This window comes from Oharaeibacter diazotrophicus (assembly GCF_004362745.1).
Lineage (GTDB): Bacteria > Pseudomonadota > Alphaproteobacteria > Rhizobiales > Pleomorphomonadaceae > Oharaeibacter > Oharaeibacter diazotrophicus.
Genome location: NZ_SNXY01000010.1, coordinates 472,679 through 496,635, shown reverse-complemented (window position 1 = coordinate 496,635; position 23,957 = coordinate 472,679). Strand labels below are relative to the sequence as shown.

Genomic DNA, 23,957 nt, shown 5'->3' with positions numbered 1-23,957 from the left:
CGATCCTCAGGCGCGCAGGCCGGCGGCGGTCTCGGCGGCGATCAGCACCTCGAGCGGGCGCCACGGCTTCGGCATGTAGCGCGAGCCGGGCGGCAGGTCGGTGCGGGCGCCGCGGCGGCCGGTCAGCACCAGCCGCACCTCCGGCCAGCGCCGGTTCAGCTCGGCGGCGAGCCGGCGGCCGTCGCCGTCGGCTTCGACGTCGGCGAACACCATGGCGACCGAGGGGCCGGCGCGCTCGAGCGCAGCGAGGCCGTCGCGCCACGTCGCGCACTCGACGACGCCGAGATCGGCCTCCTCGAACAGCACGGCGGAGAGGTCGCGGGTGTCCTTGTCGGGCTCGATCACGACAATGTTCTTGTTCGGGCGGCTGCTTCCCATCCTGGCCTCCTCTGTCGGCTGTTGCCGGAACGCCCCGGTCCGCGCGATGGTTCGCCACGGATGGGCCGGGGGCACGATCTTCCTCCGACGCGGGGTCCGACGGACGCATGGAAGCGCCGCGGCGGGCCGCGACGGACAGGGACGAGGGAACGACACCATGGGTATGTTGGTCGACGGGGTCTGGACGGACCGCTGGTACGACACCGCCGCAAGCGGCGGCCGTTTCGTGCGCTCCACCTCGGTCTTCCGCCGCTGGACGACGAGGGGGAACGCTGTCGCACCGGACGGCAGACCCGGCGTTCCGGCCGAACGCGGCCGGTACCTTCTGATCGTTTCCCACGCCTGTCCGTGGGCCCATCGTACGCTGATCCTGCGCGCCCTCAAGGGCCTCGAGGATCACATTCCGCTCGCCGTGGTGCACTGGCGCATGCTGGAGGAAGGCTGGACCTTCGAGCCCGGCCCCGGCGTGGTGCCGCCGCCGATCCCGGGCGTGACCCGGCTCCACGAGGTCTACACCCGGGCCGATCCGACCTACACCGGCCGCGTCACCGTGCCGGTGCTCTACGACCTCTCGGACGGGACCATCGTCAACAACGAGTCCTCCGAGATCATCCGGATGCTGAACGGCGCCTTCGACGACCTCGGCGCCCTCCCGGGCGACTACTCGCCGGAGCACCTGCGTGCCGAGATCGACGCGGTCAACGCGCGCGTCTACGACAGCGTCAACAACGGCGTCTACAAGGCCGGCTTCGCCACCACCCAGGCCGCCTACGAGGAGGCGGTCCGCCCGCTGTTCGAGACGCTCGACTGGCTGGAGGCGCGGCTCTCGACCCGGCGCTGGCTCGTCGGCGACCGCTTCACCGAAGCGGACGTTCGCCTGTTCACGACACTGATCCGCTTCGACGCGGTCTACGTCGGCCACTTCAAGTGCAACCTCCGTCGCATCGCCGACTATCCGGCCCTCTCCGGCTACGTGCGGGAGATCTACCAGCACCCGGCGATCCGCCCGATCGTGCACTTCGACCATATCAAGGGCCACTATTACGAGAGCCACCGCACCATCAACCCGACCGCCATCGTCCCGCTCGGCCCGGTGCTCGACCTCGACGCGCCGCACGGCCGCGACGGCCTGCCGGGGCTCCGCCTGTGACGCAGCCGTGAACGCCGCGTGTCGGAACCCGCCCCCGGTCCATCCGTTGTCTTGCCGAGGCGCGGCGCAGACCGAGTGGTCCGCCGGCCTCGACAGACCTGAGGAGACGATCATGGCGGACGAGAAGAGCCGCACGGTCCCGGGCCGGGACCGCGACGAAGGACACACCGACCACCTCGCCGGCTTCACCGCCTCGCGCGAGGGCTATTCCCATCCCCGCAAGGACGGCTACGGCGGCACGTGGGGCACCTGGGGCCAGTCGCTCAGCGGGCCCGGCGAAGTCGACCTCGAACAGGCGCGCGAAGATCTCCGCGCCGAGCAGGCCGCCCGGACCCACAGCAAGCCGGGCCGCTGACGCGAGCCCGACCCTGTTGCCCGGCAGGGCGGCGGGACCCCGAGGGCCCCGCCCCCGCCAACCGACTGCCAACTGCCGACTGCCGACTGCCGACTGCCGACTGCCGAAGCCCTACTGCCTGCTGCCTACTGCCGACTGCCCCCTTTCACTTCCCGATCTCCGCGAACGCCGCGGCACCGGGGAAGCACGTCGCCGCGTGGCCGCGCTTCTCCTCCTCGCGGCCGATCGCGACACGGGTACGGAACCCGACCAGACCGTCGGCGCCGCCGACGTCGTGGCCGAGCCGCTCCAGCCGGCGCTGGAGATTGCGGACGTCGCCGCGGGTGAAGGCCGGCAGTTTCGCGAACCCACCCTCGAGGCGCCCGTCGGCCCGGACCCGGTCACCGACGAGGCCGACCAGCAGGGCGTAGACGTCGGATTCGTTGTAGTCCTTGAGGACGTAGAAATTCCCAGAGACCAGAAAGGCCGGACCGAGCCGGCCCGCCGGCATCAGGAGGTGCCCGGTCGGCCCGACGTCCTTCGCGGTCGGCGGACGTCCCGCCGTGGTGACGACGCCGTCGGCGGCCCAGTCCGCCACCGGTCGGCCCTGGTCCGGGCCCTCCACTGTGCAGGACACCGACGCCGGCAGCCGCACCTCGACGCCCCAGGGCACGCCCGGCGCCCAGCCGTGGGCACGGAGGAAATTGCCGATCGAGCCGAGCACGTCCGGCACCGAGCCCCAGATGTCGCGGCGGCCGTCGCGGTCGAAGTCGACGGCGTAGGCGCGGAACTTCGAGGGCAGGAACTGCGGCTGGCCCATGGCGCCGGCCCAGGACGAGCGCATGTCGTGCTCGCCGACCGGCTCCTCCTGCAGGATCAGCAGCGCCGCCACCAGCTCGGGCAGGAAGATGTCGCGGCGCGCGCCCATGAAGGCCTGGGTCGCCAGCGTGCGCACCGCCTCCTTGGGCATCGCGGCGGTGCCGAAGGCGGATTCCTTGCCCCAGATCGCCAGGATCACGCCGCGGGGAACACCCGTCGCCTTCTCGACCGCCGCCAGCGTCGCCGCGTGGGTCTTCGCCCGCTTGCGCGCACCGGCGACGAGCGCGGCGAGCTTCTTCTCCGCGAGATAGGCGGCCGGACCGGTGAACTCCGCCTGGAAGGCGCCGCCGTCGGCGCGCGGCGGCGTGCCGGGCGCGGAGAGGTCGGGCAGGTCGAAGTCCGGCGTCAGGCCGTCGGTCGCCGCCGCGAAGGTCTCGGACGAGACCCCGGCCGCGCGGGCGGCGGGGCGCACCGTGTCGTCGAGGAAGGCGCGGAAGGCCGCCGTCGCGGCGGCACGGTCGAGGGCGGAGGCCGGCAGGGCGGCGGCGAGGAGGACGGCGAGCGAGGCGAGGATCCGGAGCATGTCCGGATCAGACCACGTCCGCCGCCGCACCGCCAGACGCGGGAGGCGTCGCCCGCGCGTCGCGTCGAGGGTCAGTGCCGCGGGGCGGCGTGCTGGGCCTGGAACAGCCGGCCTTTCTCGGCCCACAGCACCACCGCCAGCGACAGCACCGAATAGACCACGAAGCCGGCGCCGAGCGGCAGCACGGTGCCGTCGAAGGCCTGACCGATCGCGAGGCCGAGCAGGGCGCCCATCAGCGTGGTGTAGAAGCCGATCAGCGACGACGCCGTCCCGGCGATCGCGCCGAGCGGCTCCATCGACATGGCGTTGAAGTTCGGCACCGTCAGGCTGAACAGGAAGTTGTTGGCGGCGAGGATCAGCCCGAACACCACCAGCGGCGGATGGCCGCCGTAGGCGAACGAGACGGCGAGCTGCAAGAGCGCGACCGCGACGTAGCCGACCAGCGCCGTGTGCGCCATCCGCCGCATGCCGTGGCGGGCGACGAGGCGCGAGTTGACGAAGGCGCCGACGCCCATCACGCAGGCGACGAGGCCGAAGGCGAGCGGGAACCACGCGCCGAGGGCGTAGACGTCGGCGCCGAAGATCTGCTGCGCCGAGCCGACGTAGCCCATCAGGCAGCCCGACATCAGGCCCATGGCGGTGGAATAGCCGGCGGCGGCGCGGTTGCGCACGCAGGCGAGCACCCCCTCCTCGATCCGCCGCCAGGACAATGGCATCCGGTATTCCGGGTGCAGCGTCTCGGGCATGCGGAGCGTGAACCAGGCGAGCACCGCGAGCACCAGCGCAAACATCACGCCGAACAGGAAGCGCCAGCCGCCGAACAGCAGCACGAGGCTGCCGAAGGCGGGCGCGAGCACGGGGATGGTGATGAACACCATCATGGTCAGCGACATCACCCGCGCCATGTCGCGCCCGGAGAAGCGGTCGCGCACGATCGAGACCGCGAGCACGCGCGCCGCCGCCGCGCCCATGCCCTGCACGAGGCGGGCGGCGATCAGGGCGGTGAAGCTGTGCGCCAGCATGGCGGCGACGCCGCCGACCGCGAACAGCAGCATGCCGACGATCATCACCGGGCGCCGCCCGACCATGTCGGAGACCGGGCCGTAGGCGAGCTGCGTCACCGCGAAGCCGATCATGTAGACGTAGACGAGCAGCTGCAGGTCGTTCTCGGTGGCGACGTGGAACTCCGCGGCGATCATCGGGAAGGCCGGCAGCAGCGTGTCGATGCCGAGCGCGGTCAGCCCCATCATGAAGGCGACGAGGGCGACGAATTCCGCGAAGTGCAACTGGAAGCGCGCCGCGGACGGGGCGGGTGCGGTGGTCATGGCGAATCCGGTGTCTCGCGCGGCGGGCGCGCGGGCGACGGGCCCCGGCGGGGCTATGAAGGGATGGCCCGCCGGCCGGTGCGGCGCGACGGTCGATGGCGGCCGCCCCCCGGCGGCCCGCCCTTCCTACAGGAGCCGGCCGGCACGGCCAACCCCCGCGCCCCCGCCGACACGCGGTCGTGATCGGACCGCCCGCGGCGACGCCCGGGATGCCGGGCGCTGGCAACACGGATTTTCTGAAGTGCGACCGCACAAAAAGTGAGACTTGGCGACCGTCCGGGTGGAGCAGGTGGCGGCGGCACCGGTTTTTCCGCGGTTTTCCGCGCTTCCGGCCAGCGTCTTCGCGCAAACGTTCCTCGGGCGAACACTTGCCGGCGTCGCCGCGGCGGCCGAGGGCGACGCCGTGTCGTCTTGTCCGCCGCCGCCGCGGCGCGCTTGGTTCGCACGGAGCGACGCGCCGGGAAGGCGCGCCCGACGGCGGCCCGCCACCACGGGCGGCCGCGAACGGATGGGGCCAGACCCGTGATGAATGCCGAGACGTTCTCCACCCAGGCGGCCTTTCCGGCCGGCGAGCACGGCGACGAGTTCACGGAGGTGTTCGAGCTGCTGTTCGAGCTGCTCGCCGACGTCATCCGGATCCGCCAGCCCGGCCTGACCGGCGTGCTGTTCGACCCCGACCGCTCAGGCGAGATCCCGGACGAGCTGCGCGTGCCGGCCCTGCAGATGACCGGCATCTGGTTCCAGCTGCTCTCGATCGCCGAGGAGAACGTGGCGATGCGCGCCCGCCGGCGCCTCGAGACCTCCAACGGCCCCGACAGCATCGCCGGCTCCTTCTCCAACGTGGTCGCCGGCGTCGCCCGCGCCGGCGTCGAGGCGGACGAGCTGCGCGAGGCGCTCGCCGGCATGGAGGTGGTGCCGACCATCACCGCCCACCCGACCGAGGCCAAGCGCGTCACGGTGCTCGAGATCCACCGCCGGATCTACCGCCTGCTGGTCGAGCTCGAGTCCGTGCGCTGGACCCCGCGCGAGCGCGAGGCGCTGCGACGGTCGCTGCGCTCGGAGATCGACCTCCTGTGGATGACCGGCGAGCTCCGCCTCGAGAAGCCGACCGTCGAGCAGGAGGTCGCCTGGGGCCTGCACTTCTTCCACGAGACGCTCTACCTGCGCACCCCCGAGGTGATCGAGGCGCTCGCGGCGGCGCTGCGCCGCCACTATCCCGACGACGACATCGCCGTGCCGCCGATCCTGCGCTGGTCGACCTGGATCGCCGGCGACCGCGACGGCAACCCCTTCGTCACCGCGCCGGTGACGCGCTGGGCGCTCGGCGAATACCGCAAGGCCGCCCTGTCGCGGCTCGAGCAGCGCGTCACCGACCTGATCCGCCACCTCTCGATCTCCGCGGCGGTGGTCGGCGTGCCCGACGACTTCGCCAAGCCGCTCGCCGACGCCCTGCACGCCTCCGGTCAGGCCGCCGACATCGTCGCGCGCAACCCGGGCGAGATCTTCCGGCAGTATTTCGTCGCCGTGCTGGAGCGCGTGAAGGCGACCGCCGGCGATCCCGCCAGCAAGGCGAAGCCCTACCTGACGCCGAACGACCTCGCCCGCCAGCTCGCCGTCGCCGAGCGCGCGCTGGTCGCGGTCGGTGCCGCCGAGCTCGCCGCGGCGCGAGTGCGGCCGGTGCGCTGGGAGGTCGAGATCTTCGGCTTCCGCACCGCCGCCCTCGACATCCGCCAGAACTCGACGGTCATCAACCGCACCGTCGCCGCGATCTGGCAGCGCATCCACCCGGGCGTCGCGATCCCCGAGGTGAACACCCCGGCTTGGCGCGCGATGATCGACCGCGAGCTGATCCGCCCGGTCCCTGAGATCCCGGCCGACCTGCCCGAGGAGGCGGCCGAGACGCTCGCCACCTTCGCCGTCGTCCGCGACAGCCGCGACGGCCCGGACCCGACCGCGGTCGGCTCGATCATCCTGTCGATGACCACCTCGGCGGCCGATCTCCTCGCCGTCTACCTCATCGCCAAATACGCCGGTCTGATCCCCGAAGAGGAGGGCCGGTTCCATCCGATGCCGCCGGTGATCCCGCTGTTCGAGACCATCGACGACCTCGTCGCCGCCGAGCCGATCATGCTCGACCTGTTCGAGCAGCCGGTGGTGCGCCGGATGATGCGCGAGCGCGGCTCCGTGCAGGAGATCATGCTCGGCTACTCCGACAGCAACAAGGACGGCGGCTTCCTCTGCTCCAACTGGGAACTCGCCAAGGCGCAGAAGCGCCTCGCCGAGGTCGGCCGGCGCCGCAAGGTCAGGATCTCGTTCTTCCACGGCCGCGGCGGCTCGGTCTCGCGCGGCGGCGCCCCCACCGGCCGCGCCATCGCCGCCCAGCCCGCCGGCACCGTCGGCGGCCGGTTGCGGCTGACCGAGCAGGGCGAGGTGGTCTCGTCCAAGTACGCCAACAAGGGCACGGCGCTCTATCAGCTCGAGCTGCTGGCCGCGAGCGTGGTCGCCCACACGCTGAAGTCGCCCGGCGAGGCCGCCTTGAAGCCGGTGCCCGAGCACGAAGACGCACTGGAGGCACTGTCCGGCCTCTCGCTCGCCTCCTACCGCCGACTGATCGAACAGCCCGGCCTGATCGACTATTTCAACGCCGCCAGCCCGGTCGAGGAGCTCGCCCACCTCAAGCTCGGCTCGCGCCCGGCCCGCCGCTTCGGCGCCCGCGCCCTCGCCGACCTGCGCGCCATCCCATGGGTGTTCGCCTGGAGCCAAAACCGCCACCTCGTCACCGGCTGGTACGGCATGGGCACGGCGATGCGCTCCTACGTCAAAGTGATGGGCGACGACGGACGGCGCCTGCTCGCCGAGATGTACGCCCAGAACCGCTTCTTCCGCCTCGTCATCGACGAGGTCGAGAAGACGCTGACGATCGCCGACATGGAGATCGCCGCCGCCTATGCGGCTCTGGTGCCGGACGCCGAGGCGCGCGAGCGCATCTTCGGCATGGTCCGCCAGGAATACGCGGTCACGGTGGAAGAGGTGCTGAAGGTGACCGGCGGCTCGGAACTCTCGGTCCGTTTCCCGGCCTTCCGCCGCCGCCACGACCACGTCAAGCCGTTGATCGACCGCGGCAACCGCTGGCAGGTCCAACTGCTCGGCGAGTACCGCGCCGCCTCCGACGGCCCGGCCCGCGAGGCGATCCTCGCGCCGCTGCTCCTGTCGATGAACTGCATCGCCGGCGGCCTCGGCTGGACGGGCTGAAGCCCGTCCGAAAGAGGAAGTGGACGGGCCGAGGCCCGTCCGAAAGAACGGCCGGACCGGCCGAGCCCGTCCGGCCGAACCGACCGGGCGCCGTCAGCCGGCGCCCGGGTCGATCTCGTCGTTGGAGCCCGTGTCCGGCAGTGCGCCGGTGCCGGGGGTCTTGCCGTGGTCGGTCAGGTGCTCCTCGGCGTGGGGACCGGCCGACGGCAAGTCCTCGCGCGCGGTCTCCTCGCGTTCCGCGGCCTCTTCCCGCGCCTTCTCGTGGCGGCCGTCCGGGTCCTCGGGGCCGTGGAAGGAACCGCCCTCGCCGGGCTTCTCGCGTTCGCTCATGGTCGTCTCCTCCTGGAGGAGGGCCAACGTCGCGCGCGAACGCGCGGTTCCTCACCAGGAGAAGCGCGGCAGCACCAGGTCGGGGACGACGCCGTGGCGGCGCGCCTCGGCGGCGATGGCGGCGTCGTCGAGGGTGGCGAGCACGCCGGTGCGCACCAGCACCGCCGCGGCGCCGAAGCGCTTGGCGCCGACGATGTCGTGCTCGATGCTGTCGCCGACGCAGACCACCGTGGCCGGATCCTCCACCGCCGCCGCCCGCGCCGCGAAGGCGTACATGTCCGGGTAGGGTTTGCCGACGTAGGAGACCGGCCCGCCGAGTTCGGCGTAGAGCGCGGCGATGCGGCCCGCCGCGAAGCTGGTGCCGCCGCGGGTCAGCATCACCATGTCCGGGTTGGTGCACACCGCCGGCACGCCGCGGCGGGCGGCGGGTTCCAGGATCTCGCGGTAGGTCGAGAGCGGCACCACGTCGCCGCGGCTGCCGGCGATCACCACGAAGTCGGCGTCGGCGCCGGTCTCGGCCTCGGAGAAGGCGAGCGCGCCGGCGAGGTTGCGGTCGCCGACGCCGGAGATGGTCAGGCAGCGCGTCGCCGGCCCCGGCGTCACCGGCGCGCCCGGCGCCGCCAGCCAGGCGAAGGCGACGTCGCCGGAGGTGACGACGCGGTCGTAGAGCCCGGCGGGAAAGCCCAGTTCCGCCAGCCGGGCGGCGTTGTAGCCGCCGGTCCGGCCGGAATTGGAGAGGATCACGACCCGCCGCCCCGCCGCCTTCAGCCGCGCCAGCGCGTCGACGGCGCCTGGATAGGGCTCGTGGCCGTCGTGGAGGACGCCGAACTGGTCGACGAAGAACACCCCGTGGCCATCCACGAGGTCACGGATGCCGGCGGCCGTCATGGGCGACGGCCCCGCGCGGGCGAATGATCGGGCGGCGTGCCGCTGCTCAAGGCGGGACCTCACGAAGTCGACGCCCCGAGGATACCAGCGCCCGGGGCTTTGCACATTGGCCAAACCGCGAAGAGGCCGGCCGAACCCGAGAAGATGGCGCCGGGTCGCGCCGCGGCGAGCCCCCGCGGCGATCGCGCCCGCGCTTTTCCGCGCCGCAGCCCTCCGCTAGCTTGCGAGCGATGATCCGTACCGTCGCCATCTCCGGCTACCGTTCGCTGCGCGACCTCGTGGTGCCGCTCGGCTCGCCCACCGTGGTCACCGGCGCCAACGGCAGCGGCAAGTCCAGCCTCTACCGGGCGCTGCGCCTCCTCGCCGACGTCGGCCAGGGCCGCGTCGTGCAGTCGCTCGCGCTCGAGGGCGGCCTGCCGGCGGCGCTGTGGGCGGGACCCGAGCAGGTGACCAGGCGGATGCGGCGCGGCGAGGTTCCGGTCGAGGGCCAGGTCCGCCGCGGGCCGGTGTCGCTCCGGCTCGGCTTCGCCGGATCGGACTACGGCTACGCCATCGACCTCGGCTATCCCGTGCCCGACAAGTCCGCCTTCGACCTCGACCCCGTCGTCAAGGCCGAGACGCTCTGGGTCGGCGAGCGGCTCGGCCGGAGCAACGCGATCGCCGAGCGGCGCGGCCCGGCGGTGCTGCTGCGCGGCGACGACCACGGCTGGCGCCGCGCCTTCGACCACCTCTCCCCGCTCGACAGCATGCTGACCCACGCCGCCGACGGCCGCGACGGCTTCGAGCTGCTCACCCTGCGCGAACGCCTGCGCGGCTGGCGCTTCTACGACAGCCTGCGCACCGACCGCGACGCCCCGAGCCGGCGACCGCAGGTCGGCACCCACACCCCCGTGCTCGCCGCCGACGGCGCCGACCTCGCCGCCGCCCTGCAGACCATCCGCGAGATCGGCGACGCCGACGGTCTCGACGCCGCCATCGCGGACGCCTTCCCCGGCTCGCGCGTCGAGATCAGTTCCACCGACGGCTTCTTCGAGACGACGATGCGCCAGCACGGCCTGCTCCGGCCGCTGCGCGCCGCCGAGCTCTCCGACGGCACGCTGCGCTACCTGCTGCTCGCCGCGGCACTCGCGACGCCGCGTCCGCCGGAACTGATGGTGCTGAACGAACCCGAGACCAGCCTGCACCCGGACCTGATCGCCCCGCTCGCCCGCATGCTCGCGGCCGCCGCGACGCGCTCCCAGGTGGTCGTCGTCACCCACGCCGACGCGCTCGCCGCCGCCCTCGCGGCGGAGGCGGGCGCCGTGGAACTGCGGCTGGAAAAGTCGTTCGGCGAGACCTCGGCCGCGGACGTCGACGCCCCGGTCTGGCGCTGGCCGGAGCGCTGACGCGCCGGCGGCGCCGCAAGCGCGCGATCACTCGTCCGAATAGGGCTCGCCGAGCGATCCCGTGACGCCGGGGTCGACCGCGTCGGCGCCCCGTGACCAGCCGAGCGCGGCCGGGCCGACGGCGTCCGGCGTCACCGGCGTGCAGACGTAGCCCGGCGGGCAACCCGGCGGCTGCTGCACCGGCGCCGGCGGAGTGGGCGCCGTCTGCGGCGGATAGGTCGAGGCCTGCGGCACGGGCGAGGCCTGCGGCAGCGGCACCGCGGCGGCCGGCGTCGGCTCCGGCAGGGTGCGCGGCCAGGGATCGGGATCGGCCGCCGCCACCGGCACGCCGCCGTCCGGTCCGACCTGGAAGGTCGGCGGATAGGAGGCCGGCGGCGGCGCGTCGATCTTCGGCCGGCAGTAGCGGTAGGTGCCCTTGGCGTTGTGACGGGCGAGGTCGAGGTGAAGGTGGTCCTCGTGCTTGCCGTCCGAGCCCGGGCCGAGCACGGTGCTGAACGGCCCGCAGGCGCCGACGTGGATCTGGCGCAGGAAGGCGCGGTCGGCCTCGCCGCCGCGCCAGCCTCGCTTCACCGTCACGGTGTAGCCGTTGGCGAGCACGGCGCCGGCGAAGTCGAAGGCGTTGGCGAAGGCGTGCTCGCTGAGGCGCGCGCCGGGCACGTTGTTGCGGGTGCGGCAGTTGTAGGTGCCGAAGGTCTTGATCTCGACGACCGGCACGCCGTAGCGCGCGTAGGCGGCCGGCATGACGCTGTCCTTGACCCAGCGCTCCAGCGCCGCGGTCATCGGGCAGGACATCACCACCGCGCGCCCGCCGATCCGCACCGTGCCGTCCTCGAGCGCGGCGACCTTGAGCGGCCGGTCGAGGCCGCAGACGCCCTTGCCCTCGATCTCGTCAACCTCCTGGATCAGGGGCGACAGCTTGACGAGGTTGCGGGCGAAGCAGGCGGCTTCCACCTGCGCCCGCCAGGGCTCGCGATCCTCGTAGTCGAACCACCCGCAGCCCGAGAGGACGGCGGGAACGAAGAGGGCCAGGATGCCGGACGCGCGACTGAACTTCGACATGGCACCGAAGTGTCGACCGGATTGGTTAAACCCTCGTTAGGGTTGCCGGCCGCGTTGACGGCCCGGCGGGCGATCCCTAGCCTGCCGCGCGGGGCCGACACGGCCCCGGGGGCCGAGAAGACGACCATGGCATCGACGTTCCGCATTCCCCTCGCCGCCGCGGCACTCGCCCTGACGCTCGCGGCGTCCCCCGCCCTCGCCCAGGAGGAGGGCGGCGAGGAGCTGCCGTCCGAGGGCTGGTGGATCGTGCTGGCGGCGCGGGCGACCGACGGGGAGTCGGCGCCGTTCGATCCGGCCTTCGACGCGCACGTCCGCACCTGCGGCGTCGATCCCTTCGGCGACTTCAGCGCCAAGTTCGAGGGCTTCTCGCCCGGCGTCGTGGTGGTGGTGCACATGGTGCCCTTCCCCACCAAGGCGGCGGCGGCGCCGATGCTGGAGGCGGCGCGCCGCTGCGTGCCCGACGCCTACCTGAAATGGGGCCGCTACGCCGGGGAGTGAGACCGCGGGGAAGGAGACGCCCGATGCCGCAGACCCTGCTCGTCGTCGACACCCGCGGTCCCGGGCTCTACGAGATCACCGCGCGCGCCGAAGCCTTCGTGGCGGCCTGCGCCGTCGAGGAGGGCCTGCTGACGGCCTTCGTGCGCCACACCTCCTGCTCGGTGCTGATCCAGGAGAACGCCGATCCGGACGTCCGGACCGACCTCCTCGCCTTCCTCGACCGGCTGGTGCCGCCGGCCGACGACCCGTCGATGCACTACCTCGTCCACCGCCTCGAGGGCCGCGACGACATGCCGGCGCACGTCAAGACCGCGCTGACCGCCGTCTCGGTCGGCATCCCGGTCACCGCCGGCCGCCTCGCCCTCGGCACGTGGCAGGGGCTCTACCTGTTCGAACACCGCGCCCGCCCGCACCGGCGCGAGGTGCTGCTGCACCTCTCGGCGTGAACGGGCCCATCGACGGCATGGAGCACGGACAGTCGCCAAGGGCCGGTCGGTCCCCGGTGCCCCGCCCCCAAGTCGACTTGGTCCGCGGAGGCGGACCATCCACGTCCCGACGGGGCCGCACAGGCCGAGGACACCGCCTCGCCCCGGACCTCGTGGATGGTCCGCCTTCGCGGACCAAGCCATGGAAATAGCTCGGTCCATCCGACGGTCCATCGCCAGCGGCCGCACTCCGCGCCCTCGAAGGGGCGAGCCGCCGCGCCCACCCGTCAGATCGAATACACCGTCTTCAGCCGCACGCGCGGGTGCACCTCGGCCTGGCTCATCACCGTGGTGTGCGCGCGGAAGCGTTCGACGATGGAGCGGACGTAGGGGCGGATCATCGGGCTGGTCATCAGCACCGGCAGTTCGCCGCGGCGGGCGCATTCCTCGAAGCCGTCGCGCACCAGCACGACGAATTCCTGCAGCTTGGAGGGCGCCATGGCGAGCCGCTTCTCCTCGCCGTCGCCGACCAGCGCCTCGATGAAGGCCTGTTCCCAGGCCGGCGACAGCGTCACCAGCGGCAGGTAGCCGCCGGGCGCGATGTGGCCGGCGCAGATCTGGCGGGCGAGGCGGGCGCGGACGTGCTCGGTCAGCATCTGGGTCGACCGGCTGTGGCCGACCGCCTCGGCGAGCCCTTCCATGATGGTCGAGAGGTCGCGGATCGAGACGCGCTCGGCCAGCAGCGACTGCAGCACCCGCTGGATGCCGGAGATGGTGATCTGGCCCGGGACGAGGTCGTCGACCAGCTTGGCCTGATCGGCCGGCAGGTCGGCGAGCAGCTTCTTGACGTCGCCGTAGGACAGGATCTCCTGCATGTTGTTCTTGAGCGTTTCGGAGAGGTGCGTCGACAGCACGGTCGCCGGGTCGACCACGGTGTAACCGCGGATCGCCGCCTCCTCGCGCAGCCGCGCCTCGACCCAGGTCGCCGCCAGACCGAAGGTCGGCTCGGTGGTCTGGGTGCCCGGGATGGCGACCTTGCCGCCCATCGGGTCCATCACCATGAACTGGTTGGGGAAGAGCGTGCCGCGGCCGGCGTCCACCTCCTTGATCTTGATGACGTATTCGTTGGCCGGCAGCTGCACGTTGTCGAGGAGGCGCACCGGCGGCATCACGAAGCCCATCTCCGAGGCGATCTGCCGGCGCAGCGCCTTGATCTGGTCGGACAGCTTCTCGCCGCCGTTCTCCTGGTTGATCAGCGGCAACAGGCCGTAGCCGAGCTCGACGCGCAGGTCGTCCATCTTCAGCGCGGTCTGGATCGGCTCCTCGGCGGGGGGCGGCGGCGGCGCGTCGGCGGCCGCCTTCTCCATCGCCGCGACCACCTTCTTCTGGGCGAGCTGCCGCCGCGCCACCACGGCGAGCACGCCGGCGCCGGCGGCGAGCGTCGCGAAGGGCAGGAACGGCAGGCCCGGCAGGATCGACAGCACGCCCATCGCCGCGGCCGACATGCCGAGCGCGGTCGGATAGCCCGAGAGCTGCGTCACCAGCGCCTTGTCGGCGGCGCCGGAGACGCCGGCCTTGGAGACGAGCAGGCCGGCCGCGGTCGAGACGATCAGCGCCGGGATCTGGCTGACGAGGCCGTCGCCGACGGTGAGGATGGTGTAGCTGTGGCCGGCCTCGGCGATGGTCAGGTCCATCTGCAGCGTGCCGATGACGATGCCGCCGAGCACGTTGATGAAGGTGATCAGGAGGCCGGCGACGGCGTCGCCGCGCACGAATTTCGACGCGCCGTCCATGGCGCCGAAGAAGGCGCTCTCCTGCTCGAGGTTCTTGCGCCGCTCGCGCGCCTCGGTCTCCTTGATCAGGCCGGCGGAGAGATCGGCGTCGATCGCCATCTGCTTGCCCGGCATGGCGTCGAGGGTGAAGCGGGCCGCGACCTCGGCGATGCGGCCCGAACCCTTGGTGATCACCACGAAGTTCACGATCACCAGGATCGCGAACACGATGATGCCGATCACGAAGTTGCCGCCCATCACGAAGTTCCCGAAGGCCTGGATGACGTGGCCGGCGGCGGCCGTACCCTCGTGGCCGTGGCTGAGGATCAGCCGCGTCGAGGCGAGGTTGAGCGCGAGCCGCAGCATGGTCGCGATCAGGAGCACGGTCGGGAAGGAGGAGAATTCCAGCGGCGCCTGGATGAAGAGCGCCGTCATCAGGATCAGGATCGAGAAGATGATCGAGACCGCCAGGAAGAAGTCGAGCAGGATCGACGGCAGCGGCAGGATCAGGACGACCAGGATCGCCATCACGCCGACCGCGAAGGCGACGTCGCCGCGCATCAGCGCGCCGCGCAACTCCTCGAGGGTCGGCAGCCTCAGCCCCAGGGGGACCGAGGAGCCGGTGCCGGCACCGTCCGGAACGTCTGTCACCGTGATCCGTCCCTTGCTGCGAGAGGCGCGAAGCGCTGGGCAGAAATTGCCGGGCGGATGGTTAACGAGCCGTTAACCCGGCCCCCGCCCGCGCCGCCGTCCCCGCTTCAATCGGCTGTCATGCGCCGCTGCTACGCGGGCTCGTCCCATCCCGGAGACCACGCCCTTGCGCACCGCCGCCCTCCTCGCCCTGCTCCTCGCCTCCGCCGCTCCCGCCTTCGCCGGCGCCCCGGTCGTGGCCGAGGTCAAGCCGACGCTCGAGACCACCCCGCCGCTGCCGGACAACGACTACGAGTCCGACGCCGACGATCCGGCCGTTTGGGTCGCCCCGAACGCGCGCTACGCCAGCTTCGTCGCCACAGCGGTGAAGAAGGGCGGCATCCGCGTCTACGACCTCTCCGGCAAGCGGATCCAGGTGATCGACCCGCAGAAGACCGACGAGGGCAAGGGGCGCATCAACAACGTCGACGTCGCCTACGGCGTGAAGCTGAAGAACGGCCGCACCGTCGACGTCGTGGTCGCCAGCGACCGCGCGCTCGACCGCATCCGCGTCTACCAGGTCGCGCCGGGCAAGGCCGAACCGCTGGTCGACGTCACGCCGGCCGATCCGGCCCGCGCCTTCCCGAAGCGCCCGCTCGCCGACGGCACCGGCCTCGAGGACAACCCGCTCGACGACCAGCACACCGCCTACGGCCTGACCACGTGGTCGAACCGGACCACCGGCAAGCCGCTGGTGATCGTGACCCAGCGCGGCGAGCCGCGGCTCGGCGTGTTCCGGCTGGAGCCGCAGAAGGGCGGCAAGATCGTCGCGAAGTTCCTCTTCGACTACCGCGTGCCGGTCGTCCACGACGGTCAGAGTCTGCGCGAGGAGAGCGACGACCCGAAGAAGGACTGGAGCCCGCAGTTCGAGGGCCTCGTCGTCGACCAGCGCAACGGCATCCTCTACGCCGGCCAGGAGGACGTCGGGATCTGGCGGATCGACCTGAAGAAGGGCGCCAAGGCGGTTCCGACGCTCGTCTACGAGACCCGCGGCTCGACCGAGAGCAGCTTCCACGAGCCGACCAGCGTGATCGCACGCGACGTCGAGGGCCTCTGCATTTACTACGGCCGCAACGGCACCGGTTACCTGCTGGCCTCGAGCCAGGGCGGCGCCCACGGCGACAACCCCTCTGCCGACGCGCCCTACGACGACAGCTTCGCGGTGTTCGGCCTGAAGGGCACGGCGACGCCGAAGCTCCTCGGCTCCTACCGCGTCGCCGCCAAGGGCGGGATCGACGCGGTGCAGGAGAGCGACGGCGCCGAGGTGATCTCGAACGCCCTGCCCGGCTTCCCGCGCGGCCTGTTCGTCACCCAGGACGGCTACGACGACGATCTCGACGGTCTCTCCGGCGAAACGCCGCAGCAGAACTTCAAGTTCGTGTCCTGGCCGGCGATCGCCGCCCGCTTCTCGCCGCCGCTGGCGGTGACCCCGGGCGCCTTCGACCCGCGCAAGCCCTGACGGCGCACCCGGGTACGGTCCGCCGTACCCGGGTCCTTCCTGCCGCGCGGCTCGGCCCGCGCCCGGGTCTACCCGGCCGCGCCCGGCCCTTTCCTGCCTGTCACGATCGGAGGCGTCCTCGGCGAGAGGGCGCCTCGTCCGTTTCCGCTCAAGCCGTCACCCGCGGTTCGCCCGTGAATGTCACCATCGTGAACGGTGATCGCGCAGGATCTCTCCGAAGCCTCGCCGGCCTTGGAACACGACGCGCCGCCCTTGGTTACCCGGACCCCACCAACGACGTGGACAAGGAGAACCAGGGATGAAACGCTTCACGCTCCTGCTCGCCGCCACCGCCCTCGCCGCCAGCGCCGGATCGGCCTTCGCCGCGTGCCCGCCGGGCACCTCGGCGTCCAACGAGACCACCGGCTCGATCGCGAGCGGCGCCGACGCTTCGGGCGGCATCTCCAAGGACGGCACCAACGTGCCGCTGCAGAACGACACCGCCGGCGCGGCGGTCCAGCAGGGTGCCGACGGCACCACCACGACCTACGGCAGCGGCGCTGCCGGTGCCGCCGGCGGTTCTCAGCAGAGCGCCCAGTCGCCGGGCAGCGCCACCGGAACGTCCGGCGCGACCGGCAGCGGCGACATGGCCGCCACCGACGGCGGCTCCTCGACCACGGGCACGGGCTCGAACATGGCGACCGGCGGCGTCGGCGACATGGCCGCGACGGGTTCGGCCTCCGGCGCGACGACCGGCAGCGGTGCCGCCAACGGCCCGTCGTCCGATCTCGCCACCTCCGGCCAGGACGCCGCCAGCCAGCAGACCGGCGGCGACACCTCGACCATGGCCGGCCTCGACCAGACCGAGTGCCGTTGACGGGCACGCTCGCACGGCGGGGGCTCTTCCCCCGACCGTGACACGGCACGGGCGGTGCGGCGAAAGCCGCGCCGCCCGTCGCCGTTTCAGGCCATGGCGATCCGCGCGGTGCCGGGCTCGGGCACCTCGACGCCGTCGGCGGAGTATTCGTTCAGCTTGTTGCGCAGGGTGCGGATCGAGATGCCGAGGATCTTGGCCGCGTGGGTGCGGTTGCCGAGGCAGTGGTCGAGCGTGTCGAGGATGAGGTCGCGCTCGACGTCGGCGACGGTGCGGCCGACCAGCGCGCGCGTCACCGCCTCGGCGGTCTGGGCGGCGCGGGCGGCGGCGTCCGCGGGCCGGCTCTCGACCCGGGCCTCGAAGCGGGCGCCGTCCGGCGAGCGGATCGCCTCGACGCCGATCTCGGCGCCGGACGACAAGAGGATCGCCCGGTGCATGGTGTTCTCGAGCTCGCGCACGTTGCCGGGCCAGCGCGCGGCGATCAGTTCGCGCTTGGCGTCCGACGACAGCGGCCGGTGCGGCACGCCGTTGACCTCGGCGTATTTGCGGCCGAAGTGCTCGGCGAGGGCGATCACGTCGGCCGGGCGATCGCGCAGCGGCGGGATCTTCAGGTTGACGACGTTGAGCCGGTAGAGCAGGTCCTCGCGGAACGAGCCCTCGCGCACGGCGTCGGCGAGATTGCGGTTCGACGTCGCGAGGATGCGGATGTCGACCGGCACCGGCTTGGCGCCGCCGACGCGGTCGATCACCCGCTCCTGGATCGCGCGCAGCAGCTTGGCCTGCAGGCGCACGTCCATCTCCGAGATCTCGTCGAGCAGCAGCGTGCCGCCCGAGGCCTCCTCGAACTTGCCGACGCGCCGGGCGACGGCGCCGGTGAAGGCGCCCTTCTCGTGGCCGAACAGCTCGCTCTCGAGCAGGTTCTCCGGAATCGCCGCGCAGTTGACCGAGACGAACGGCCGGTCGGCGCGGTTGGAGCGGCGGTGGACGTGGCGGGCGAGCACCTCCTTGCCGGTGCCGCTCTCGCCGGTGATCAGGATCGAGGCCTCCGAGGCCGCCACCTGGTCGGCGAGGCGGACCACCGCCAGCATCGCCTCGTCGCGGACCACGAGGTCGCGGTTGTCGGCGGAGACGGCGGCGAGCACGGCCGCGATCAGCTCGGCGTCCGGCGGCAGCGGGATGTATTCCTTGGCCCCGGCGCGGATCGCGCCGACGGCGGCGCGGGCGTCGGTCGAGGTGCCGCAGGCGACCACCGGCACGTGGATGCGCTCGGCCTCGAGGGCGGCGATCAGCGCGGCGATCGGGATCGCCACGTCGGCCATGACGAGGTCGGCGCCGCGGCCGGCGCGCAGCGTGCGCAGCGCGGTCTCGAGCGTGTCGGCGTGGACCACCGACGCGCCCTTGTCCATGGCGATCCGGGTGGCGGCGGTGAGCTGGCCGCCGAGGCTGCCGACGATCAGGAGGCGCATGGCGTTGGTCCTCAGCGTTCCGCTTTGATGATCTCGGTCATGGTGACGCCGAGCTTGTCCTCGACGAGGACGACCTCGCCGCGCGCAACCAGCCGATCGTTGACGAAGATGTCGATCGCCTCGCCGACCTTGCGGTCGAGTTCAAGCACCGCGCCGGGGGCGAGGCGCAGCAGGTCGTGCACGTTCATCCGGGCCCGGCCGAGCACGGCCGAGACGCGGACGGGGACGTCGAACACCGCCTCGAGTTCGGCGGCCGAGTGGGAGGCGTTCGGATCCTCGTCCTCGCCGCGGCGGCGGTCGGCGGTGTGGGTCTCGAACGGCAGGCCGCCCGGGTCGTTGCCGTTGCTCATGTCGTCTCTCCGGTCCGGTCGCCCGCGGCGGGCACGACGCCGAGATGGGCGTCGAGGGCGGTCTCGATCGCGGCCTCGACCGCGGCGCGGTCGAGCACGATGCCGCCGTCGGCCCACTCGACGCGGCAGTCGCCGCGCGGCACGCCGTCCTCGCCGAGCACGACGAGGCGGCCGTCGAAGCCGCGCTCGGCGGCGAGTTTGGTCAGCGCGTCGCGGATCGAGCCGGCGTCCTCGGTCGCGAGGCGCACGACGAGGTGGGGCGCCTTGGCGAGCGGGCCGAGCGAGTCGGCGAGCACGGCGAGGATCGCCTCGCGCGGATGGAGGTCGTAGAGCCGGCCGGCGATCTTGCGGGCGACCGCGACGGCGAGGCGGGCCGCCTCGGCCTCGATGCGTTCGCGCTCGACGTCGAGCACGGCGAGGATCGACTGCGCCGCCGAAGCGAGACGGCTCGCCTCGTCGGCGAGACGGCCGGCCGCCTTGGCCTCGGCGCCCTGGCGGCCCTCGGCGAGGCCGCGTTCGTGGCCGCGGCGCTCGGCCTCGGCGAGCAGCGTCTCGTGCAACGGGAGTTCGATCGTGGGCACGACCGGTGCGGCCGGCTCCGGCCGCGGTGGCGGGGCGGCGAAGTCGGTGTCGAACAGGAAACGGGCGGGGGCGGCCATCGGCGACTCGGCTGTTGCGGCGGACGGAGCGTCAGACGACGAGGTCGTCCTCGCCCTTGTTCTTGGAGATCATGATCTCGCCCTTGGCGGCGAGGTCCTTGGCTGTGTTGATCATGTAGACCTGCGCCTCGTCGACGTCGCGCAGGCGCACCGGACCCAGCGCCTCCATGTCCTCCTTCAGCATCGCCGAGGCGCGCGCCGACATGTTGCCGAAGAACAGGTCCTTGACCTGGTCCTTGGCACCCTTGAGCGCCAGCGCCAGCTTGTCCTTCTCGACGTTGCGCAGCAGTGTCTGGATCGCGCCCGGATCGAGCTTGCCGAGGTCGTCGAAGGTGAACATCAGCGCCTTGATGCGGTCGGCCGCCTCGCGGTTGTTCTCCTCGAGCGCGGTGACGAAGCGGGCCTCGGTGGTGCGGTCGAAGTTGTTGAAGATCTCCGCCATCATTTCGTGGGCGTCGCGGCGCTGGGTGTTGGTGAGGTTCGACATGAACTCGACGCGCAGGGTCTGTTCGACCTTGTCGAGCACGTCCTTCTGCACCGACTCCATCTTCAGCATGCGGTTGACGACCTCGAGCGCGAACTCCTCCGGCAGCTTGGCGAGGACGCGGGCGGCGTGGTCGGCCTTGATCTTCGAGAGCACCACGGCGACGGTCTGCGGGTACTCGTTCTTCAGGTAGTTGGCGAGCACCACCTCCTGGACGTTCGACAGCTTCTCCCACATGTTGCGGCCGGCCGGACCACGGATCTCCTCCATGATCGCGTTGACCTTGTCCTGCGGCAACACGGCGAGCAGCAGGCGCTCGGTGGTGTCGTAGTTGCCCATCAGGGCGCCGGTCGAGGACACCTTGGTGACGAACTCGACCATCAGGTCGTCGAGCATGGTCGGCGTGATCGGGCCGAGCTTCGACATCGCCTGCGACAGCTGCTTGATCTCGATCTCGTCGAGCTCCTTCCAGATCGGGCTGCCGTACTTGTCGCCGAGTGCGAGCATCATCACCGCGGCCTTCTCGCCACCGGTGAGAGCGCGCTGCTCGCTCGCCGACGAGATCGTCAGCGTGTTGCCGTTGGCGACGATCGCCGTGGCCGAGAGCGGGCCGTTGACTGCCATGGGTTACGCGGCCTCCGAGAGCCAGGTACGAATGAGGATCGCGGCTTCGTTCGGGTTCTCCGAGACGAGGTCGCCGACGCGGCGGAGCTGGTCCATCTGGGCGGCGCCGGCGGCGCGGGCCTCCTCGAGGCGGGTCGGCACGCCGCCGCCCTGGGGCTGCTCGGTCGTGCCGTCGATCAGGACCGGGAGCGGCTTGCCGTCGGCGCCGATCTGCACCGGGATCTGCTGGCCGTTCGGGCCGACGATGATGGTGGTCGAGCCCGGCGTGCCGGCGATCACCGCCTGCGCCGCCGCCTGCGCGGACTCCTCGGCGGACGGGTCCGGCGCGACGATGCGGCGGATCAGCGGACGCACCGCGAACAGCAGCACCAGGAGCGTCAGCACCAGCATGACGCCCATCTCGGCGAAGCGAACGAGGTCGTCCTTGGTGAAGTCGAACAGGCCGGTCGCCGCCGCGTCGGTCGGCACGGCCGGACCGTCGGCGAACTGCAGGTTCACGACCTGCAGCTGGTCGCCGCGGTTCTGGTCGAAGCCCATGGCGGTGCGCACCAGCGCGGAGATCTGGTCGAGCTCGGGCTGCGGGCGCGGCGTGTAGGTCTGGGTGCCCGCCGCGTCGGTGGCGTAGCGGCCGTCGACCAGCACCGCCACCGACAGCCGCTTGATGCCGCCGATCTCGGTGACCTGGGTCCGCGTCGTCTTGGAGATCTCGTAGTTGACGGTCTCCTCGGTGGCCGCGGCGTTCTGGTTGCTCTGGGCGCCGGCGGCCTGGCCGTTCTGGTTGGCGTTGGCGTTCGGAACCTGGTTGCCCGCCGTGACCTGGTCGTTCGGCTGGTTGTCCTGGGAGGCCGACTTGTCCTCGCGGGTCTGGGTCGAGCGGACGACCTGCCCGTTGGGATCGAAGGTGTCCTGGGTCTGGGTGACCCGGTTGAGGTCGAGCTCGGCGGCGACGCGGACCCGGACCCGGCCGGCGCCGACCACGCTCTCGACGATGTCGCGCACGCGCTCCTCGACCTGCCGCTGGACCGAGCTCGCGCGCTCGTCGACGGTGGAGGCCATGTAGGCGGTGTCGTCCTCGCCGCTGCCCTGGGCGAGCAGGCGGCCGGTCTCGTCGACCACCGAGATCCGGCTCGGCTCCAGCCCCGGCACGGCGGAGGCGACGAGGTGCTGGATCGCGCGGATCTGGCCGGGGTCGAGCTCGCCGCGGGTCTTCAGCACGATCGAGGCGGTCGGCTTCTGGGCGTCCTTGCGGAACAGCTGCTTCTCGGGCAGCACGAGGTGGACGCGCGCCTGATCGACCCGGCGGATCGTGCGGATGGTGCGTGCGAGTTCGCCCTCGAGGGCGCGCAGCGCGTTGACCGACTGCACGAAGGACGTGGTGCCGAGCGCGTCGGTCTTGTCGAAGATCTCGTAGCCGACGCCACCGCCGGCCGGCAGCCCCTGTTCGGCGAGCTGCATGCGCAGCTTCAGCACATCGGCGTCCGGCACCAGGATGATCGCGCCGTTGTCCTTCAGCGTGTACTGGACGTTCTGGCCGTCCAGCTCCTGGGTGATGGCGGCGGTGTCCTCCATCGTCAGGCCGGTGTAGAGCGGGACCTGCGCCACTTCGTTGAAGCGCAGGATGATGTAGGCGAAGAAGCCCACCAGCCCGAGCGCCACGGCGCCCATCGCCGCCAGCCGCCCCGGCCCCAGTGACTTCAGCAAGGAGGCGACCCCGTTCACCCTCGACCGCTCCGTCCTACCCGACCACGTTCCGTCGGGTCGGTGGCGAAGCACCCCCGACCCGGCAGGAATTTCCGCACGGGCTTGGTAAACAAGTTGTTAACGGCCGGAGAGGCCCTGTGGGAAAGCCCGGAGTTCCGCGGTTTGGTGGTTAGCGAAACGCCAGCGCACCCGGTAGAAACTGCCGACCGGACGATGCCGACCACGCCGAAGCGGTCCGAAAAGCGAAAAGGCCGGCGCGATGGCCGGCCTCTCGCAAGCTGGTCTCGGGCCGGTCGGAACCGGCCGTCGGCGGCATGGTCAGCCGCGGTATTGCTGCACCCGCGTGGCCCGCAGTCCGGCCAGACCGTGACGGTCGATCGACTGCTGCCAGGAGATGAACTCCTCCGTGGTCAGGGTGTAGCGTTTGCAGGCCTCCTCGAGGGAGAGGAGCCCGCCACGGACGGCGGCGACGACCTCTGCCTTGCGACGGATAACCCATCTCTTGGTGTCCTCGGGGGGCAGATCCGCGATCGTGAGCGGACTTCCGTCCGGCCCGATCACGTACTTCACCCTCGGGCGCATCTGTTCGGTCATCGTACTCTCACACTGGAAACCTGACCTCGTGTGAGAGACTAGCGCGGTCCTTTTAAAAATGGCCTAATCGGGTAGCAACAAATCGGTAAGAATTAGAAGAGGTTGTAGCGGCCCTCCGTCGGCTTTCCCGCGGTCACGACGACCCGATCGAGATCAGGCGCGACAGCGGCACCAGCACGCCGTTGACCTTGAGGTACGGCTCGGCGTTGGAGGTGTCGATCGACTCCACCACGCCCTTGACCTTGGTGCTGAAGGCCACCGCCTTGCCGTCGGCGTCGGTGCCCTCGACGGTGATGGTGTAGTCGCCGGCCGGCGCCGTGGTGCCGTCGTTGCCCTTGCCGTCCCAGGAGAAGGTGTTCTCGCCCTTGGCGAAGTCCTTGTTGCCCGAGTAGATCAGCGCGCCGGCCGAGTTGCGGATCGTCACCTTGGCGCCCTTGGCCTCGGCGCCGGCGGTCAGCTTCCAGGTCGCGGTGCCGTCGGTCTCGAGGCGGGTGGTGTCCGAGGTCGCCTCCACGGTCTTGCCGATGTAGTTGACGAGGCTGAGCGCGGTGCTGCTCACCATGGTCGCCAGCATGGCCTGCAGGTTCTCGTTGGTCTTCATCTGCTGTTCGACCGCCGAGTACTGCACCAGCTGTTCGGTGAACTTCTCGGCGTCCATCGGCTCCAGCGGGTTCTGCACCTGGAGCTGCGTGGTCAACAGCTTCAGGAACATGTCGTAGTTGGCGAACAGGCTGTTGGTCGCCGCCGAGGTGGTCGACGACGAGCTCTCGCTGGAACTCGAAGTGCTCGAGGTGCTCGACGTGGCGCTGGTCGAGGCCGTGCTGGCGGCGGCGACGGTGCGGGCGGTGGTGCTGGCGACCGACATCGACTGGTCCTTCC

General features: G+C 71.6%; 22 protein-coding genes. 8 read left to right on the top strand and 14 right to left on the bottom strand.

What is annotated here, in order from left to right; translation table 11 throughout:
- Positions 1-6: 6 nt before the first annotated feature.
- Complete coding sequence (locus tag EDD54_RS19950; protein ID WP_126538812.1) at positions 7-378, bottom strand: response regulator transcription factor; 372 nt, start codon at positions 376-378, stop codon at positions 7-9.
- A gap of 157 nt (positions 379-535) precedes the next feature.
- On the opposite strand from EDD54_RS19950, the gene EDD54_RS19945 reads away from it, so the two are divergent.
- Entirely contained in the window at positions 536-1,528 is a 993-nt protein-coding gene (locus EDD54_RS19945) for a glutathione S-transferase family protein (RefSeq protein WP_126538814.1), read from the top strand.
- A 112-nt stretch (positions 1,529-1,640) separates the two neighbouring features.
- Positions 1,641-1,883 carry a hypothetical protein gene (locus EDD54_RS19940; protein ID WP_126538816.1) on the top strand — a complete coding sequence of 81 codons (243 nt, stop codon included), beginning with the start codon at positions 1,641-1,643 and terminating at the stop codon, positions 1,881-1,883.
- A gap of 145 nt (positions 1,884-2,028) precedes the next feature.
- On the opposite strand, the gene EDD54_RS19935 is transcribed toward EDD54_RS19940, so the two are convergent.
- Complete coding sequence (locus tag EDD54_RS19935) at positions 2,029-3,264, bottom strand: lytic murein transglycosylase (protein ID WP_207620355.1); 1,236 nt, start codon at positions 3,262-3,264, stop codon at positions 2,029-2,031.
- Between the two features lie 71 nt (positions 3,265-3,335).
- A complete protein-coding gene (locus EDD54_RS19930; protein WP_126538818.1) occupies positions 3,336-4,589 on the bottom strand; it encodes a multidrug effflux MFS transporter in 1,254 nt (417 codons plus the stop codon).
- Positions 4,590-5,114: 525 nt separating this feature from the next.
- Between EDD54_RS19930 and EDD54_RS19925 the strand changes: the two genes are divergently transcribed.
- Complete coding sequence (locus tag EDD54_RS19925; RefSeq protein ID WP_126538820.1) at positions 5,115-7,841, top strand: phosphoenolpyruvate carboxylase; 2,727 nt, start codon at positions 5,115-5,117, stop codon at positions 7,839-7,841.
- Between the two features lie 93 nt (positions 7,842-7,934).
- On the opposite strand, the gene EDD54_RS19920 is transcribed toward EDD54_RS19925, so the two are convergent.
- Both EDD54_RS19920 and EDD54_RS19915 read right to left on the bottom strand, forming a co-directional pair.
- Positions 7,935-8,171: a hypothetical protein gene (locus tag EDD54_RS19920; protein ID WP_126538822.1), complete on the bottom strand. Its 237-nt coding sequence runs from the start codon at positions 8,169-8,171 to the stop codon at positions 7,935-7,937.
- Between the two features lie 51 nt (positions 8,172-8,222).
- A complete protein-coding gene (locus EDD54_RS19915) occupies positions 8,223-9,059 on the bottom strand; it encodes a TIGR01459 family HAD-type hydrolase (protein WP_126538824.1) in 837 nt (278 codons plus the stop codon).
- Positions 9,060-9,289: 230 nt separating this feature from the next.
- On the opposite strand from EDD54_RS19915, the gene EDD54_RS19910 reads away from it, so the two are divergent.
- Positions 9,290-10,444: an AAA family ATPase gene (locus EDD54_RS19910; protein WP_126538826.1), complete on the top strand. Its 1,155-nt coding sequence runs from the start codon at positions 9,290-9,292 to the stop codon at positions 10,442-10,444.
- Between the two features lie 27 nt (positions 10,445-10,471).
- On the opposite strand, the gene EDD54_RS19905 is transcribed toward EDD54_RS19910, so the two are convergent.
- On the bottom strand, positions 10,472-11,503 hold the full coding sequence (locus EDD54_RS19905; protein ID WP_126538828.1) for an extensin-like domain-containing protein: 1,032 nt from the start codon (positions 11,501-11,503) through the stop codon (positions 10,472-10,474).
- Between the two features lie 126 nt (positions 11,504-11,629).
- Between EDD54_RS19905 and EDD54_RS19900 the strand changes: the two genes are divergently transcribed.
- Positions 11,630-12,001 (top strand): SPOR domain-containing protein, encoded by a 372-nt coding sequence (locus EDD54_RS19900; protein WP_126538830.1) that lies wholly within the window; start codon positions 11,630-11,632, stop codon positions 11,999-12,001.
- 23 nt (positions 12,002-12,024) lie between these two features.
- Entirely contained in the window at positions 12,025-12,447 is a 423-nt protein-coding gene (locus tag EDD54_RS19895; RefSeq protein ID WP_126538832.1) for a secondary thiamine-phosphate synthase enzyme YjbQ, read from the top strand.
- Positions 12,448-12,713: 266 nt separating this feature from the next.
- Here EDD54_RS19895 and flhA read toward each other — a convergent pair whose 3' ends face one another.
- Positions 12,714-14,849, bottom strand: a complete 2,136-nt coding sequence (gene flhA / locus EDD54_RS19890; RefSeq protein ID WP_245515826.1) for a flagellar biosynthesis protein FlhA — start codon at positions 14,847-14,849, stop codon at positions 12,714-12,716.
- A gap of 166 nt (positions 14,850-15,015) precedes the next feature.
- Between flhA and EDD54_RS19885 the strand changes: the two genes are divergently transcribed.
- Positions 15,016-16,347 (top strand): phytase, encoded by a 1,332-nt coding sequence (locus EDD54_RS19885; RefSeq protein WP_126538834.1) that lies wholly within the window; start codon positions 15,016-15,018, stop codon positions 16,345-16,347.
- A 298-nt stretch (positions 16,348-16,645) separates the two neighbouring features.
- On the top strand, positions 16,646-17,203 hold the full coding sequence (locus tag EDD54_RS19880; RefSeq protein WP_126538836.1) for a hypothetical protein: 558 nt from the start codon (positions 16,646-16,648) through the stop codon (positions 17,201-17,203).
- Between the two features lie 86 nt (positions 17,204-17,289).
- On the opposite strand, the gene flbD is transcribed toward EDD54_RS19880, so the two are convergent.
- From flbD to EDD54_RS19845, 7 genes are all read right to left on the bottom strand, one after another.
- Complete coding sequence (flbD, locus tag EDD54_RS19875; RefSeq protein WP_126538838.1) at positions 17,290-18,666, bottom strand: sigma-54-dependent transcriptional regulator FlbD; 1,377 nt, start codon at positions 18,664-18,666, stop codon at positions 17,290-17,292.
- 11 nt (positions 18,667-18,677) lie between these two features.
- Positions 18,678-19,016, bottom strand: coding sequence for a flagellar motor switch protein FliN (gene fliN / locus EDD54_RS19870; protein ID WP_126538840.1), 339 nt, complete (start codon positions 19,014-19,016; stop codon positions 18,678-18,680).
- Positions 19,013-19,675 (bottom strand): FliH/SctL family protein, encoded by a 663-nt coding sequence (locus EDD54_RS19865; protein ID WP_126538843.1) that lies wholly within the window; start codon positions 19,673-19,675, stop codon positions 19,013-19,015. Before EDD54_RS19865 ends, fliN begins: the two co-directional genes overlap by 4 nt.
- 31 nt (positions 19,676-19,706) lie before the next feature.
- Positions 19,707-20,783 carry a flagellar motor switch protein FliG gene (gene fliG, locus EDD54_RS19860; RefSeq protein ID WP_126538845.1) on the bottom strand — a complete coding sequence of 359 codons (1,077 nt, stop codon included), beginning with the start codon at positions 20,781-20,783 and terminating at the stop codon, positions 19,707-19,709.
- Between the two features lie 3 nt (positions 20,784-20,786).
- The gene (gene fliF / locus EDD54_RS19855; RefSeq protein ID WP_207620356.1) at positions 20,787-22,484 is read right to left on the bottom strand and encodes a flagellar basal-body MS-ring/collar protein FliF; all 1,698 of its coding nucleotides are present in this window, start codon (positions 22,482-22,484) and stop codon (positions 20,787-20,789) included.
- A gap of 318 nt (positions 22,485-22,802) precedes the next feature.
- Positions 22,803-23,078 carry a CtrA inhibitor SciP gene (sciP, locus tag EDD54_RS19850; RefSeq protein ID WP_126538849.1) on the bottom strand — a complete coding sequence of 92 codons (276 nt, stop codon included), beginning with the start codon at positions 23,076-23,078 and terminating at the stop codon, positions 22,803-22,805.
- Positions 23,079-23,211: 133 nt separating this feature from the next.
- Positions 23,212-23,943: a flagellar hook assembly protein FlgD gene (locus tag EDD54_RS19845; RefSeq protein WP_126538851.1), complete on the bottom strand. Its 732-nt coding sequence runs from the start codon at positions 23,941-23,943 to the stop codon at positions 23,212-23,214.
- Positions 23,944-23,957: the final 14 nt, after the last annotated feature.

Excerpts from the sequence above, each read along its gene's own strand:
- EDD54_RS19935 (WP_207620355.1), bottom strand. The coding sequence starts at position 3,264 with ATGCTCCGGATCCTCGCCTCGCTCGCCGTCCTCCTCGCCGCCGCCCTG.
- EDD54_RS19905 (WP_126538828.1), bottom strand. The coding sequence starts at position 11,503 with ATGTCGAAGTTCAGTCGCGCGTCCGGCATCCTGGCCCTCTTCGTTCCC.
- EDD54_RS19945 (WP_126538814.1), top strand. The coding sequence starts at position 536 with ATGGGTATGTTGGTCGACGGGGTCTGGACGGACCGCTGGTACGACACC.
- EDD54_RS19950 (WP_126538812.1), bottom strand. The coding sequence starts at position 378 with ATGGGAAGCAGCCGCCCGAACAAGAACATTGTCGTGATCGAGCCCGAC.
- fliG (WP_126538845.1), bottom strand. The coding sequence starts at position 20,783 with ATGGCAGTCAACGGCCCGCTCTCGGCCACGGCGATCGTCGCCAACGGC.
- EDD54_RS19925 (WP_126538820.1), top strand. The coding sequence starts at position 5,115 with ATGAATGCCGAGACGTTCTCCACCCAGGCGGCCTTTCCGGCCGGCGAG.
- EDD54_RS19880 (WP_126538836.1), top strand. The coding sequence starts at position 16,646 with ATGAAACGCTTCACGCTCCTGCTCGCCGCCACCGCCCTCGCCGCCAGC.
- fliN (WP_126538840.1), bottom strand. The coding sequence starts at position 19,016 with ATGAGCAACGGCAACGACCCGGGCGGCCTGCCGTTCGAGACCCACACC.
- flbD (WP_126538838.1), bottom strand. The coding sequence starts at position 18,666 with ATGCGCCTCCTGATCGTCGGCAGCCTCGGCGGCCAGCTCACCGCCGCC.
- EDD54_RS19940 (WP_126538816.1), top strand. The coding sequence starts at position 1,641 with ATGGCGGACGAGAAGAGCCGCACGGTCCCGGGCCGGGACCGCGACGAA.
- EDD54_RS19910 (WP_126538826.1), top strand. The coding sequence starts at position 9,290 with ATGATCCGTACCGTCGCCATCTCCGGCTACCGTTCGCTGCGCGACCTC.
- sciP (WP_126538849.1), bottom strand. The coding sequence starts at position 23,078 with ATGACCGAACAGATGCGCCCGAGGGTGAAGTACGTGATCGGGCCGGAC.
- EDD54_RS19845 (WP_126538851.1), bottom strand. The coding sequence starts at position 23,943 with ATGTCGGTCGCCAGCACCACCGCCCGCACCGTCGCCGCCGCCAGCACG.
- EDD54_RS19930 (WP_126538818.1), bottom strand. The coding sequence starts at position 4,589 with ATGACCACCGCACCCGCCCCGTCCGCGGCGCGCTTCCAGTTGCACTTC.
- EDD54_RS19900 (WP_126538830.1), top strand. The coding sequence starts at position 11,630 with ATGGCATCGACGTTCCGCATTCCCCTCGCCGCCGCGGCACTCGCCCTG.
- EDD54_RS19865 (WP_126538843.1), bottom strand. The coding sequence starts at position 19,675 with ATGGCCGCCCCCGCCCGTTTCCTGTTCGACACCGACTTCGCCGCCCCG.
- EDD54_RS19915 (WP_126538824.1), bottom strand. The coding sequence starts at position 9,059 with ATGACGGCCGCCGGCATCCGTGACCTCGTGGATGGCCACGGGGTGTTC.
- EDD54_RS19895 (WP_126538832.1), top strand. The coding sequence starts at position 12,025 with ATGCCGCAGACCCTGCTCGTCGTCGACACCCGCGGTCCCGGGCTCTAC.
- EDD54_RS19920 (WP_126538822.1), bottom strand. The coding sequence starts at position 8,171 with ATGAGCGAACGCGAGAAGCCCGGCGAGGGCGGTTCCTTCCACGGCCCC.